Source organism: Humibacillus xanthopallidus, assembly GCF_006717145.1.
Lineage (GTDB): Bacteria > Actinomycetota > Actinomycetes > Actinomycetales > Dermatophilaceae > Humibacillus > Humibacillus xanthopallidus.
Genome location: NZ_VFQF01000001.1, coordinates 117,723 through 132,515, shown reverse-complemented (window position 1 = coordinate 132,515; position 14,793 = coordinate 117,723). Strand labels below are relative to the sequence as shown.

Annotated in this window: 8 protein-coding genes; 7 read left to right on the top strand and 1 reads right to left on the bottom strand. The window is 70.5% G+C overall.

Annotated elements, in window-relative coordinates; translation table 11 throughout:
* Positions 1-37: 37 nt before the first annotated feature.
* Complete coding sequence (gene glgX / locus FHX52_RS00545) at positions 38-2,167, top strand: glycogen debranching protein GlgX (protein WP_141818998.1); 2,130 nt, start codon at positions 38-40, stop codon at positions 2,165-2,167.
* A 12-nt stretch (positions 2,168-2,179) separates the two neighbouring features.
* Here the strand turns inward: glgX and glgP are convergent, their stop codons facing one another.
* Complete coding sequence (gene glgP / locus FHX52_RS00540; protein WP_141818996.1) at positions 2,180-4,768, bottom strand: alpha-glucan family phosphorylase; 2,589 nt, start codon at positions 4,766-4,768, stop codon at positions 2,180-2,182.
* A 291-nt stretch (positions 4,769-5,059) separates the two neighbouring features.
* Here glgP and FHX52_RS00535 point away from each other — a divergent pair, with 291 nt between their 5' ends.
* From FHX52_RS00535 to FHX52_RS00510, 6 genes are read left to right on the top strand one after another with little or no spacing between them, the layout of a single operon-like run.
* The gene (locus FHX52_RS00535) at positions 5,060-7,072 is read left to right on the top strand and encodes a maltotransferase domain-containing protein (protein WP_185747196.1); all 2,013 of its coding nucleotides are present in this window, start codon (positions 5,060-5,062) and stop codon (positions 7,070-7,072) included.
* A 4-nt stretch (positions 7,073-7,076) separates the two neighbouring features.
* Entirely contained in the window at positions 7,077-8,783 is a 1,707-nt protein-coding gene (gene treS / locus FHX52_RS00530) for a maltose alpha-D-glucosyltransferase (RefSeq protein WP_141818992.1), read from the top strand.
* The gene (locus FHX52_RS00525) at positions 8,783-10,210 is read left to right on the top strand and encodes a maltokinase N-terminal cap-like domain-containing protein (protein WP_141818990.1); all 1,428 of its coding nucleotides are present in this window, start codon (positions 8,783-8,785) and stop codon (positions 10,208-10,210) included. The genes treS and FHX52_RS00525 overlap by 1 nt, the downstream gene beginning before the upstream one ends.
* On the top strand, positions 10,207-12,480 hold the full coding sequence (gene glgB, locus FHX52_RS00520; protein WP_141818988.1) for a 1,4-alpha-glucan branching protein GlgB: 2,274 nt from the start codon (positions 10,207-10,209) through the stop codon (positions 12,478-12,480). The genes FHX52_RS00525 and glgB overlap by 4 nt, the downstream gene beginning before the upstream one ends.
* Positions 12,477-14,123 (top strand): phosphoglucomutase (alpha-D-glucose-1,6-bisphosphate-dependent), encoded by a 1,647-nt coding sequence (gene pgm, locus FHX52_RS00515; protein ID WP_141818985.1) that lies wholly within the window; start codon positions 12,477-12,479, stop codon positions 14,121-14,123. Before glgB ends, pgm begins: the two co-directional genes overlap by 4 nt.
* Positions 14,120-14,671, top strand: a complete 552-nt coding sequence (locus tag FHX52_RS00510) for a hypothetical protein (protein WP_141818983.1) — start codon at positions 14,120-14,122, stop codon at positions 14,669-14,671. The genes pgm and FHX52_RS00510 overlap by 4 nt, the downstream gene beginning before the upstream one ends.
* The last annotated feature ends 122 nt before the right edge of the window (positions 14,672-14,793 follow it).

Genomic DNA, 14,793 nt, shown 5'->3' with positions numbered 1-14,793 from the left:
CGTGGCGCTCTGCCCGCCTGCCCCTACGCTGTGGCCCATGCCGCCGACGTCACCGGATCTTCCCCCCGAGCCCGGGGTCCGCCTCATCGACGGCGGAGCCGAGTTCTGCGTCTACGCCGGGCACGCGACCGCCGTCGAGATCTGCCTCTTCGACCCGGGTGACGACAGCACCGAGGTCGAGCGCCGCGTGCCCCTTCGCCACCGCGCCCACGGCTTCTGGTTCGACACGATCGCGGGCGTCGGCCTCGGGCAGCGGTATGCCGTTCGCGTCGACGGCGCGTGGGACCCAGACGCGGCACTGCTCTACAACCCCGCCAAGCTCCTGCTCGACCCCTACGCCCGCGCCATCGACGGCGAGGTGCACCTCGACCCGTCCCTCTACGGACACCACGTCGGTGCCGACCTGCGGGGCGACATCGCCGTGCGCGACGACCGTGACAGCGCACCGCACATGCCGCGCTGCGTCATCGTGGACACCGAGTTCGACTGGGGCACAGACGACTTCCCGCGGCGCTCGCTCCTGCAGTCGCTCATCTACGAGGTCCACGTCAAGAGCGCCACGCGCCTGCACCCCGGTGTCCCGCCCGAGCTTCAGGGCACGTATGCCGGTCTCGCCCACCCTGCCTTCGTCGAGCACCTGCTCCAGCTCGGTGTCACCGCCGTGGAGCTGCTGCCCGTGCACACCTTCACCCACGAGCCCGACCTCGTCCTGCGCGGCCTGAAGAACCACTGGGGCTACAACACGATGGGCTTCTTCGCCCCGCACGCCGACTACGCCGCGGCGAGCGACCCCCAGGGCGTCCTCGACGAGTTCAAGTCGATGGTCAAGGACCTGCACGCCGCCGGCATCGAGGTGCTCCTCGACGTCGTCTACAACCACACCGCCGAGAACTCCCGCGACATGATGACGCTCTCGTGGCGTGGCCTCGACGAGCGCGCCTACTACCGCCTCGACGGCCGCGGGCAGGACATCGACGTCACGGGCTGTGGCAACACCCTCGACCTCACCCACCCGGTCGTCGCCCGCATGGTGCTCGACTCGCTGCGCTACTGGGTGCAGGAGTGCCACGTCGACGGCTTCCGTTTCGACCTGGCCGTCTCGCTCGGCCGCGGCAAGGACGACGCCTACGACCGCGACCACCCCTTCCTCATCGCCCTGCGCACCGACCCGGTCCTCTCGCGCACCAAGCTCATCGCCGAGCCGTGGGACGTCGGGATCCACGGCTGGCGCACGGGCCGCTTTCCGCCGCCCTTCTCGGAGTGGAACGACCGCTTCCGCGACACCGTCCGCACCTTCTGGCTGACCGACGTGAGGGCGTCGCTCCACGGCGGCGCGAGGCACGGGGCCCAGGAGCTCGCGACGCGGCTCGCGGGGTCGCAGGACCTCTTCGACACCCACGGTCGCGGCACCATCGCGTCGATCAACTTCGTCACCGCCCACGACGGCTTCACGCTCGCCGACCTCACGGCATACGACGTCAAGCACAACGGCGCGAACGGCCACGGCGGCACCGACGGCTCCAACGACAACCGCTCGTGGAACCACGGCGTCGAGGGCCGCACCGACGACCCGGCGACCCTCGCGAGCAGACGGCGCTCGATGCGCAACCTGCTCGGCACCCTGCTGCTCGCGACCGGCGTGCCGATGATCAACGCCGGTGACGAGTTCGGCCGCAGCCAGCGGGGCAACAACAACCCCTACTCGCAGGACAACGAGATCAGCTGGATGTCGTGGGACCACGAGCCCTGGCAGCAGGACCTCCTCGAGACGACCCGTCACCTCGTGCGGCTGCGCCAGGAGCACCCCGTGCTGCGTCAGCGCTCGTTCTTCTCCGGGCGCCAGGTGCACGAGGACGGCACGACCGACCTCGCCTGGTTCGGTGCCGACGGGCACCCGATGGGCGACCGCTGGGGCCACTCGTGGGTCGAGGTCGTGCAGGCGCTCTACGACGGCGTGTGGCTCGGCCAGCGCACCGTGCTGCTCTCGCTCAACGGGGCCGCGCACGAGGTCGAGGTCACGCTGCCCACGGCACCCGGCGCGACGGCATACGAGCTGCTCTGGGACAGCAACGACGACGTCCCCGCTCCCCCCGGAGAACCGGTGGGAGCGGGGACGGTCGTCACGATGGCTCCGGCCTCGATGCGCGCCTGGCGCGCCACGACGTGAGGCCCTGAGGACTCAGGCGTTGCGGGCGAGCCCCAGCTCGGCCGAGGTCGCGAGCGCGGGGTGCTTCGGCACGACGCGCACGCTGTAGCCGAAGGACCCGGTGCGGCGCAGCGACTGCGAGCCGGCGAACTGGTGCCGACCGCCGTCGTAGGACTCGACGAGCGACAGGGGCGCGACCTCCGTGCCCCAGATCTCGTCGGTGTCGGTGACGTGACCGTGCACGAGCTGCACCTCGACCTCGTCGGGCTCGAGGCCCCCGAGGTCGACGTAGGTCTTGACGTCGAGGGTGTCGCCGATGAGCGGCGAGTCGGAGACGCCTGACGGCTCGACGTGCTCGACCTTGACGCTCGGCCACGCGGCGCGGACCTTGGCCTTGTAGGCCGCGAGGTCCTTGGCGCCGGCGAACGTCGGACCATCGAGGGCGCGGCCCGCCCCGGCGGCCGGGCTGTAGAGCTGCACCGTGTAGTCCTCGACCATGCGGCTGGCCAGCACCTTGGGACCGAGGGTCTTGAGGGTGTGGATCATCATCGCGATCCAGCCCTGCGGCAGGCCGGCGTCGTCGCGGTCGTAGAACTTCGCCGCAACGTCGTTCTCGATGAGGTCGTAGAGTGCGGCCGCCTCGATGTCGTCACGGTGGTCGGGGTCCTCGACGCCGTCGGCGGTCGGGATCGCCCAGCCGTTGCGACCGTCGAACCACTCGTCCCACCAGCCGTCGAGGATCGAGAGGTTGAGCCCACCGTTGAGCGCCGCCTTCATGCCCGACGTGCCGCACGCCTCGAAGGGTCGCAGCGGGTTGTTGAGCCAGACGTCGCAGCCCGGGTAGAGGTGCTGCGCCATGGCGATGTCGTAGTTGGGCAGGAAGACGATGCGGTGGCGCACCTCGGGGTCGTCGGCGAAGCGCACCATCTCCTGGATGAGGCGCTTGCCCGTCTCGTCGGCAGGGTGCGACTTGCCGGCGATGATGAGCTGCACCGGGCGCTCCGGATGGAGCAGGAGGCGCTTCAGCCGCTCGGGGTCACGCAACATGAGGGTGAGCCGCTTGTAGGTCGGCACGCGCCGGGCGAAGCCGATCGTCAGCACGTCGGGGCTCAGCACGTCATCGACCCAGCCGAGCTCGGCGTCGCTCGCGCCGCGCTTGTGCCACGAGGACTTGACGCGACGGCGGGCGTCGAGCACGAGCTTCTCGCGCATCTCGCGCTTCGTGCTCCACACGGCGTCGGCGGGCACCTCGTCGATGCGGTGCCAGAGGTCGGCGCGCGCGACGTCGGCGGTGCCGAGGTGCTTGCGGGCGACGTCGTAGACCGAGCGATCGACCCACGTCGGGGCGTGGACACCGTTGGTGATGCTGGTGATCGGCACCTCGACGTCGTCGAAGCCCGGCCAGAGTCCGTCGAACATCTCGCGGCTCACGACGCCGTGCAGCTGCGAGACACCGTTGGCGCGCTGGGCGAGACGGAGGCCCATGACGGCCATGTTGAAGATGCCGGGCTGGCCGCCCGCGTAGTCCTCGGCACCGAGGGCGAGGAGGCGGTCGACGGGCACGCCGGGGATGGCGCGGGGGCCGCCGAAGAAGAGGTTGATCTTCGCGGCGTCGAACCGGTCGATGCCGGCCGGGACGGGGGTGTGCGTCGTGAACACCGTTGCGGCGCGGACCGCTTCGAGGGCCTCGTCGAAGGTCAGGTCGTGGTCGCGCACGAGCTCGGCGATGCGCTCGACGCCGAGGAAGCCGGCGTGGCCCTCGTTGGTGTGGTAGACCTCCGGCGTCGGGGCGCCCGAGAGGCGCGACCAGAGGCGCAGCGCACGCACGCCGCCGATGCCGAGCAGCAGCTCCTGCTCGAGGCGGGTGTCGCCACCGCCGCCGTAGAGGGTCTCGGTGACCGCGCGGGTCGTCTCGTCGTTGCCGGGCACGTCGGAGTCGAGCAGCAGCAGGGGCACGCGGCCGACCTGCGCCTTCCAGACGTGGGCGTGCAGCTGGCGACCGGCCGGGAGGTCGATCGTGACGACGGCGGGAGTGCCGTCCGGCTCGCGCAGCAGCGCGAGCGGCAGACCGTCGGGGTCGAGCACGGGGTAGGTCTCGACCTGCCAGCCGTCACGCGAGAGCGCCTGCTTGAAGTAGCCGGTCTTGTAGAAGAGACCGACGCCGACGATCGGCACGCCGAGGTCCGAGGCGGTCTTGAGGTGGTCGCCGGCGAGGATGCCGAGGCCGCCGGAGTACTGCGGCAGCACTGCGGTGATGCCGAACTCGGGGCTGAAGTAGGCGATGGCACTCGGGGCGGCCTTGCCCGCAGCCTCCTGCTCGCGGCTCCACCGCTGGTACCAGCGCTCGTCGGTCTGGTAGTGGTGGAGGTCCTCGTTGGCGGCCACGACGCTGCTGACGAAGTCGTCGTCGGCGGCGAGAGCGGCGAGCTCGTCGGAAGACAGGCGCGAGAGGAGCTTGACCGGGTCTTCGCCGGCTTCGACCCAGCGGCGCGGGTCGATGCTCTCGAAGAGGTCACGGGTCGGCGGGTGCCACGACCAGCGCAGGTTGCTGGCGAGCACGCCGAGCCCCTCGATGCGGGAGGGCAGGACGGTGCGGACGTTGAAGCGTCGGATGGCCTTCACGAGGAGAAGCATAGGGGTCGGCCTGACGGCTTCTTGCAGACCTTGCAGACACCGTTTCAGCCCTCGGGACGGCACAGGCGCTCCTGCGCTGCCTCATGTCGGTGCGCCCGGCTTTTCGATACGGTCGACTCCGTGAGCGGCAGACCAACGAAGTCCCGTCCGAACAAGCCCCGGCGTCCGCGCCCTGATGCGACCCCCTCAGCGCGGGCCGCGGTGATCGACGAGGGTGAGGCGGGGGCCGTGCACCTGGCCCCGGAGCATCCCGCGAGCACGCCCCCCACCGTCGCCGGTATGCCGGGTGGCGCGCTCCCCATGGGACGCATCCCCGTGAGCGACGTCCGTCCGCTCGTCGACGGGGGCACGAGACCGGCGAAGTCGGTCGTCGGCGAGGAGTTCGACGTGCGCGCCAAGGTCTTCCGTGAGGGCCACGACGCCGTCAACGCGACGGCGGTGCTCACCGACCCTGACGGCGGCCAGCACTACTTCGCCATGCAGTGCGACAACCCCGGCACGTCGGAGTGGTCGACGACCGTCGTTGCTGACGCGCAGGGCTGGTGGACCTACCGGGTCGAGGGCTGGTCCGACCCGTATGCGACGTGGGTGCACGACGCCGGCATCAAGATCGCGGCCGGGGTCGACGAGGAGCTCATGTGCGCGGAGGGCGTGCTCGTGCTCGAGCGCTTCGCCGACGCCGTGCGCGGCCAGGGGGCCGACGCCTCCGAGATCGACAAGGGGGCGCACGCGCTGCGCGACACCTCGCGCCCGGCCGCCCACCGCTTCGGCGCGGCGACCTCGCCGGAGATCCAGGGACTCGCCGCGATCATGCCGCTGCGCGAGTTCGTCTCCCCCTCCCCCGAGTACGCCCTGCTCGTCGAGCGCGAGCGCGCGCTCTACGGCGCGTGGTACGAGATCTTCCCCCGCTCCGAGGGGTGCCACGTCGACCCGGAGACGGGCCTGTGGGTCTCGGGCACCTTCCGCTCGGCGTCGCTGCGCCTGCCCGCCATCGCCGAGATGGGCTTCGACGTCATCTACCTGACGCCCATCCACCCCATCGGCACGACGGCGCGCAAGGGCCGCAACAACAGCCTCGCCGCGGTGCCCGGCGACCCCGGATCCCCTTATGCCATCGGCTCGCCCGACGGCGGGCACGACGCGATCCACCCCGACCTCGGCACCTTCGAGGACTTCGACTTCTTCGTGGCCGAGGCCGCCCGCAACGGCCTCGAGGTGGCGCTCGACATCGCCCTGCAGGCCTCACCCGACCACCCGTGGGTGCAGACCCACCCCTCGCTCTTCACCACACGGGCCGACGGCACGATCGCCTACGCCGAGAACCCGCCCAAGAAGTACCAGGACATCTACCCGCTCAACTTCGACAACGACCCCGCCGAGGCCTACGCGGAGGTGCGCCGGGTCATCCAGGTGTGGCTCGACCACGGCGTGCGCATCTTCCGTGTCGACAACCCCCACACCAAGCCGGTTGGCTTCTGGCAGTGGCTGATTGCCGATGTCGCGCTCGAGCACCCCGACACGATCTGGCTCTCCGAGGCGTTCACGAAGCCGGCGATGATGCACCAGCTGGCCAAGGCCGGCTTCCAGCAGAGCTACACCTACTACGCCTGGCGCAACGAGAAGTGGGAGCTCGAGGAGTACGGCCGCGAGCTGGCAGGCGACGGGGCGGCATACATGCGTCCGTCGTTCTGGCCGACGACCCACGACATCCTCACGCCCTACATGCAGTACGGCGGACCGACGGCCTGGAAGCTGCGCGCGGCGCTGGCCGCGACGATGGTGCCGACCTACGGCATCTACGCCGGCTACGAGCTCATGGAGCACGTGGCCCGGCCCGGCGCCGAGGAGCAGATCGACAACGAGAAGTACGAGTACAAGGACCGCCAGTGGTATCTCTACGAGCCGGGCGGCCCGCTCGAGAGCCGATCGCTCGCGTGGTATCTCAAGCGGCTCAACGACATTCGCGGGTGGCACCCTGCCCTGCGGTGGATGCGCAACCTGCGCTTCCACGCCGCCGACGACGAGTTCGTCATGGTCTTCAGCAAGAGCCGCATCGTTGACCGCGCGACCGGCGAGCGCGACACCGTGATCGTCATCGCCAACCTCGACCCGCACGCGACGCGTGAGACGTGGGTGCACCTCGACCTGGAGGCGCTGGGTATGGCGACGTGGTCGTCGTTCGACGCGCACGACCACATCACCAACCAGACCTGGCAGTGGCGCCAGGACAACTTCGTGAGGCTCGGCCCCGACAGCGAGCCGGTCCACGTCATCAGCGTGAGGAGCCACTGACCGCATGCAGGGACTCAACCTCTCCCAGCCGGGGCTGAAGCACGACCCGCAGTGGTTCCGCAAGGCCGTCTTCTACGAGGTGCTGGTCCGCGCCTTCGCCGACTCCAAGGGGGTGGGCGCGGGCGACTTCACGGGGCTCATCCAGCGCCTCGACTACCTCCAGTGGCTCGGCGTCGACTGCCTCTGGCTGCCGCCCTTCTACGCGTCGCCGCTGCGCGACGGCGGCTACGACATCTCCGACTACAAGGCGGTGCTGCCGGAGTTCGGCACCCTGCCGGAGTTCACCGAGCTCGTCTCGCAGGCCCACGCCCGCGGCATCCGCATCGTCACCGACCTCGTGATGAACCACACGAGCGACCAGCACCCGTGGTTCCAGGCGAGCCGCGCCGAGCCCGACGGCCCCTTCGGCGACTTCTACGTGTGGTCCGACACCGACGACGGCTACGACGACGCGCGCATCATCTTCGTCGACACCGAGGTCTCGAACTGGACCTTCGACCCTGTGCGGCGGCAGTTCTTCTGGCACCGCTTCTTCAGCCACCAGCCCGACCTCAACTTCGAGAACGAGGCCGTGCAGGAGGCGATGTTCGACATCGTGCGCTTCTGGATGGACCTCGGCATCGACGGCTTCCGGCTCGACGCCGTCCCCTACCTCTTCGAGGAGGAGGGCACCAACTGCGAGAACCTCCCGCGCACCCACGAGTTCCTCGCGAAGCTGCGCGCCATGGTCGACAAGGAGTACCCCGGACGGATCCTGCTCGCCGAGGCCAACCAGCCGCCGGCGGAGGTCGTCGACTACTTCGGCACCGAGGAGGCGCCGGAGTGCCAGATGTGCTTCCACTTCCCGGTCATGCCGCGGCTCTACTACTCCCTCCGCGAGGAGACGGCGCAGCCGATCATCGAGGTCCTCGCCGACACCCCCGCCATCCCGGCCGGCACCCAGTGGGGCACCTTCCTGCGCAACCACGACGAGCTGACGCTCGAGATGGTGACGCCGGAGGAGCGCGCGGCGATGTACGGCTGGTACGCCCCCGACCCGCGCATGCGCGCCAACGTCGGCATCCGGCGCCGGCTCGCTCCCCTGCTCGACAACTCGCGCCCCGAGATCGAGCTCATCCATGCGCTCGTGCTCTCGCTGCCCGGCTCCCCCTGCCTCTACTACGGCGACGAGATCGGCATGGGCGACAACATCTGGCTGACCGACCGCGACGCGGTGCGCACGCCGATGCAGTGGACACCCGACCGCAACGCCGGCTTCTCGAGCGTCGACCCGGGCAAGCTCTACCTGCCGGTCATCAGCAGCCTCGTCTACCACTACAACAACGTGAACGTCGAGGCGCAGATGGCCTCGTCGGCGTCCCTGCTCCACTGGCTGCGCGGCATGCTCCAGGTGCGGTCGCGCCACCCCGTCTTCGGGCTCGGTACGTTCGAGGTGGTCCCGGCCGACAACGACCACATCCTCGCCTTCACCCGCGTCATGGAGGCGCAGGGCGACGACCCGGCCGAGGCGGTGCTCTGCGTCAACAACCTCTCGAGCCGGCCGCAGGCCGCGACGATCGAGCTCCCGTCCTCGCTGTCGGGCCGACAGCTCATCGACCTCTTCGGTGGGAGCGGCTTCCCGTGGGTGGCCGAGGACGGCCGGGTCACGCTCACGCTCGGCTCGCGTGACTTCTTCTGGCTCCAACTTCGCGGCGGAGAGGACAACCGCTGATGGCGATCGTGCACAAGGGCGCGTCCATCGTGCCGACCAAGACCGAGATGGTGGGCGCGTGGATGCCTCACCAGCGCTGGTACCACGGCAAGGGCCACGACCCGGTGCTGCGCCGCGTGGGTGGCTTCCGCTTCGAGGACCCCGAGGGCGAGGTGGGCATCGAGACGCTCTTGCTCGCCGACACCGCCGCCGACCCCGTCGTCGTCTACCAGGTGCCGCTCACCTACCGGGGCGCGCCGCTCGAGGGCGGCGAGCACGCGCTGCTCGGCACCATGGAGCACAGCGTGCTCGGCCGGCGGTGGGTCTACGACGGCCCCCACGACCCCGTCTACGTCGACCAGCTCGTCGACACGATCCTGCGGTCGCGGCAGTCCGACGAGGCCCAGGCCTCCGTCGGCAGCAACGAGCTGGCCCGCGGCAGCTCGACCGGGCAGGTGCTCGGCTCGGTCGGCAGCTCGACGGTGCTGACCGGCGAGCAGTCCAACACCTCCGTCATCTGCCGCATGCTCACCACCGACGGCGGGCCGGCAGAGCCGTTGATCGTCAAGGTGTTCCGCACCCTGCAGCACGGCGACAACCCCGACGTCGTCGTGCAGTCGGCCCTGACGAGGGAGGGCTCCGACCGGGTGCCGATGGCCGTGGGCCACCTCAGCGGCGCGTGGGACGACCCGTCCGGCGAGGGCCTCGAGCACGGCGACCTCGCCTTTGCGCAGGAGTTCATCCCGGGGGTCGAGGACGCGTGGCGGGTCGCGCTCGTCGCCGCAGCCTCGGGCCACGACTTCACGGCCCGCGCCCGCGACCTCGGCGTCGTCACCGCGCAGATCCACGCCGCCCTCGCCCACGCGCTCGGCACCGTGGAGGCGACCGACAGCGCGCGCGACGCGCTCGTCGCCTCGATGCGCTCGAGGTATGCCGCAGCGGTGGCTCTCGTGCCCGCGCTGGCCTCCCGCTCCGCCTCCGTCGAGCACGTCATCGAGTCGGTGCGCGCCGTGAGATGGCCTGCGCTGCAACGTATCCACGGCGACTACCACCTCGGCCAGGTCCTCGACGTGCCCGAGCGCGGCTGGGTCGCGCTCGACTTCGAGGGCGAGCCCCTGCGCCCGCTCGCCGAACGGGTGCAGCCCGACCTGACCCAGCGCGACGTGGCAGGCATGCTCCGCTCCTTCGACTACGCCGCCGGCTCGGTCGGCCTCGCCGACCCGTCCCGCGACGCCACCGGCTGGGCCTCGGCCTGCCGTGCCGCCTTCCTCGAGGGCTACGCCTCCGTCGCGGGGCCGGCTGACGCCGACGACACCGCGCTCGTGCAGGCCCTCGAGCTCGACAAGGCTCTCTACGAGGTCGTCTACGAGGCCCGCAACAGGCCGACGTGGCTGCCCATCCCGCTCGGCGCCGTCGAGCGACTCACCACCGAGGAAGGCACGCCATGACCCCCCAGAACTCCGGCCCCTCGCTCGACGACGCCGCCATCACCGCCTTCCTCCACGGCCGCAACGGGCAGCCGCACGACCTGCTGGGGCACCACGTCGGGCCCGGGGGGCTGACCATCACGGCATACCGCCCGTTTGCGACGCGCGTGGGCGCGCGGCTCGACTCCGGCGAGCGGGTCGACCTGCAGCACGTGCGGGACGGCATCTGGTCCATGACCTCACCCGACTTCGGCACCACGCACGACTACCGCCTTCTCGTCGAGTACGGCGACGGCATCGCCCACGAGCAGGACGACCCCTACCGCTTCGCACCGACGCTCGGCGAGATGGACCGCCACCTCATCAACGAGGGTCGCCACGAGCAGCTGTGGACCGTGCTCGGCGCGCACGTGCGTCACTACGGCGGCCCCCTCGGCGACGTCTGGGGAGTGTCGTTCGCCCTGTGGGCACCGCGGGCCAAGGCCGTCCACGTCATCGGCGACTTCAACGACTGGGACCGCCGCAGCCACCCGATGCGTGCCCTCGGCGACAGCGGCATCTGGGAGCTCTTCCTGCCCGGCGCGCAGGAGGGGATGAACTACCAGTTCGCGGTGCGCGGGCCCGACGAGCTGGTCCGGCTGAAGAGCGACCCGATGGCGCGCATGACCGAGGTCGCGCCGAAGCAGGCCGCCATCGTGACGGAGACGCACTACACGTGGCGCGACGACGAGTGGATGGAGCACCGGCGCACCTCCAACGCCCACCAGGGCCCGATGAGCATCTACGAGGTGCACCTCGGCTCGTGGCGCCAGGACCTCGGCTACCACGGGCTCGCCGAGCACCTCGTCAACTACGTGCGCGACCTCGGCTTCACCCACGTGGAGTTCCTCCCCGTCATGGAGCACCCCTACGTGCCGTCGTGGGGCTACCACGTCACCGGCTACTACGCGCCGAGCTCGCGCTGGGGCCGGCCCGACGACTTCCGCTACCTCGTCGACGAGCTCCACCGGGCCGGCATCGGGGTGCTGCTCGACTGGGTCCCGGGCCACTTCGCCACCGACGAGTGGGCGCTCGCGCGATTCGACGGCCTGCCGCTCTACGAGCACCCGGACCCGCGGCTCGGCTGGCACCCCGAGTGGGGCTCCAACATCTTCGACTACGGCCGGCCCGAGGTACGCAACTTCCTCGTCGCCAACGCGCTCTACTGGCTCGAGGACTTCCACATCGACGGCCTGCGCGTCGACGGCGTCGCCTCGATGCTCTACCTCGACTACGCCCGCGACGAGGGCGCCTGGGTGCCCAACCGCAACGGCGGGCGCGAGAACCTCGAAGCCGTCGAGCTGCTCAAGGAGACCAACGGCACCGCCTACAAGCGCGTCGGCGGCATCGTCATGATCGCCGAGGAGTCGACGACGTGGCCGGGCGTCACGAAGCCGACCGACCAGGGCGGTCTCGGCTTCGGCTTCAAGTGGAACATGGGCTGGATGAACGACTCGCTCAAGTACCTCGGCGAGGAGCCCATCTACCGCAAGTACCACCACGGCAAGCTGACCTTCTCGCTCATGTACGCCTTCGACGAGAACTTCGTGCTGCCGATCAGCCACGACGAGGTCGTCCACGGCAAGGGCTCGCTGCTGCGCAAGTCGCGCGGCACGCGCGAGGAGCAGGTCGCGACCCTGCGCGCGTTCCTCGCCTACCTGTGGTGCCACCCGGGCAAGCAGCTGCTCTTCATGGGCTGCGAGTTCGGCCAGGAGTCGGAGTGGTCCGAGGGCCGCAGCCTCGACTGGTGGCTGCTCGAGCAGCCGCTGCACTACCGTGTGCACAACCTCGTCAAGGACCTCAACGGGATCTACCGGGGCAACACGGCGCTGTGGGAGCTCGACGCCGACCGCTCGGGCTTCGAGTGGCTCGAGGCCGACGACGCAGACCACAACACCTTCTCGTGGCTGCGCTTCGGCCGTGGCGACCGGACGACCGATGCTCCGGTCGTGGCCTGCGTCATGAACTTCAGCGGTGAGACGCAGCAGTCCTACCGCATCGGGCTGCCGCGCGGCGGGCGCTGGACAGTCGTGCTCGACACCGCGGGCTACCACCCCGACGCGCCGAGCAGCGCCGGCGTCGTCGTCGAGGCGCGGGCGGAGGCCTGGCACCAGCAGCCGTACTCCGCTGACCTGACGGTGCCGCGCCTCTCGACCGTCTGGCTCGTCCCGCTTGACGAGCCAGCCCCGCCGGCGCTCGCCGCCGACGCCTCGTCCGCCCCTGTCACGACCACGAACGGAGACCCGTCATGACCCACCCGCGCGCCGGTCAGCAGGCTCAGGCCGAGGACCTCGTCGACGTCGATGCCCTGATCGGTGCGTACTACGACCGGCACCCCGACGTCGACGACCCCGACCAGCAGGTCGCGTTCGGCACGTCGGGCCACCGGGGGTCGAGCCTGCGCACCGCGTTCAACGAGGACCACATCCTCGCCACGACGCAGGCCATCGTCGACTACCGCGTCTCGCAGGGCTTCGACGGGCCGCTCTTCATCGGTCGCGACACCCACGGCCTGTCCGAGCCGGCGTGGCGCTCGGCTCTCGAGGTGCTCGTCGCAAATGGCGTGCAGGTGCTCGTCGACGACCGCGACGGCTTCACGCCCACGCCGGCGGTCTCGCACGCGATCCTCCGGGCCAACCGCGGCAAGGCTTCTGGTGCAACGGGTCTCGCCGACGGCATCGTCGTGACGCCGTCGCACAACCCGCCCGCCGACGGTGGGTTCAAGTACAACCCGCCGCACGGCGGACCCGCCGACACCGATGCGACGTCGGTCATCGCGAAGCGCGCCAACGACCTCATCCGTGATGGGCTCAAGGACGTCCGGCGCGTCTCCTTCGAGCAGGCACGGGCCGACGCCGGCTCCTACGACTTCATGGGCACCTACGTCGACGACCTCGTCGGCGTCGTCGACCTCGCGCGCATCCGCGACGCCGGCGTCCGCATCGGCGCGGACCCGCTCGGCGGCGCCTCGGTCGCCTACTGGGGCGAGATCGGCGAGCGCCACGGCCTCGACCTCACGGTCGTCAACCCGCGGGTCGACCCGCAGTGGGCCTTCATGACGCTCGACTGGGACGGCAAGATCCGCATGGACTGCTCCTCCCCCTCGGCGATGGCCTCGCTCATCCGCAACAAGGACGCCTACGACATCTCGACGGGCAACGACGCCGACGCCGACCGTCACGGCATCGTCACCCCGGACGCCGGGTTGATGAACCCCAACCACTACCTCGCCGTCGCGATCCAGTACCTCTACGGTGGCGCGCGCCCTGACTGGCCCGCGAGCACGGCCATCGGCAAGACGCTCGTGTCGTCGTCGATGATCGACCGGGTCGCCTCCGACCTCGGTCGCACGCTGCTCGAGGTGCCGGTCGGCTTCAAGTGGTTCGTGCCCGGGCTCCTCGACGGCAGTGTGGGATTCGGCGGCGAGGAGTCGGCCGGTGCGAGCTTCCTGCGCTTCGACGGCTCGGTCTGGTCCACCGACAAGGACGGCATCCTCCTCGCGCTGCTCGCGTCGGAGATCCTGGCCACGACGGGCAAGACACCCAGCCAGCACTATGCCGAGCTGACCGCCCGACACGGCGACCCGGCATACGCCCGCATCGACGCGGCGGCGTCGCGCGAGGAGAAGGCCAAGCTCGGCGCCCTCTCCCCCGGCGACGTCACTGCCGAAACCCTTGCGGGAGAGGCGATCACGGGCAAGCTGACCGAGGCCCCGGGCAACGGCGCAAAGATCGGCGGCCTCAAGGTGACGACCGAGAGCGCGTGGTTCGCCGCTCGCCCCTCCGGCACCGAGGACGTCTACAAGATCTACGCCGAGTCGTTCCAGGGGCCCGAGCACCTCGCCCGCGTGCAGGCCGAGGCCAAGGACGTCGTCAGCGCGGCCCTCGGGGGATGAGCGACCGGGGCCCTGACTCGGACCGCGGGCGCCTCTTCCTCGTCACCGGGACCGATCCGGAGCAGCGTCGGTCGCTCGCAGCGGCGCTGGCCCGGCGGATCGGCCGGGCGGTCGTGATCGACGGGGAGGCGCTAGAGCGGTTGGTCCGCATCGGGTCCCTCGAGCCGTGGACGGGCACGCCCACCTCCGCTCAGCTGCGCGACCGCCTGCTGCGCTGGTCGGCGGCGCTCGCCGTCGCGGAGACCCACCAGCTGGAGGGCTGGGATGCCGTGCTCGTCGAGGACGCCCTCGGTGAGCGTCTCGAGGACCTCCTCGACCTCGTCGACCCGGAGCCGGTGCACCTCGTCGTCATCGCCGCAGGCGTCGACCCATCAACCCCGCGCTGGGGACTGTGGGTCGACGAGCCGACCCCCGCAAACGAGGCGGCTGAGGCGGCTGAGCCAGACACGATGGCTGAGGTGGACACGGTGGCTGAGCTGGACGCAATGGCCGAGAGTGTCCTCGCGCGCCTCGACGAAGCCCTCGTCGTCACCGCCGACCCCACCTGACCCAATCGAAAGAGCACTCCGTCGGGACCCCGAAGCCGACGAACTGCTCTCTCGATCAGAAGGCTGGCCACGCTGACAATCGAAAGGGCACTTCGTCGGGACCCCGAGGCCGACGAACTGCT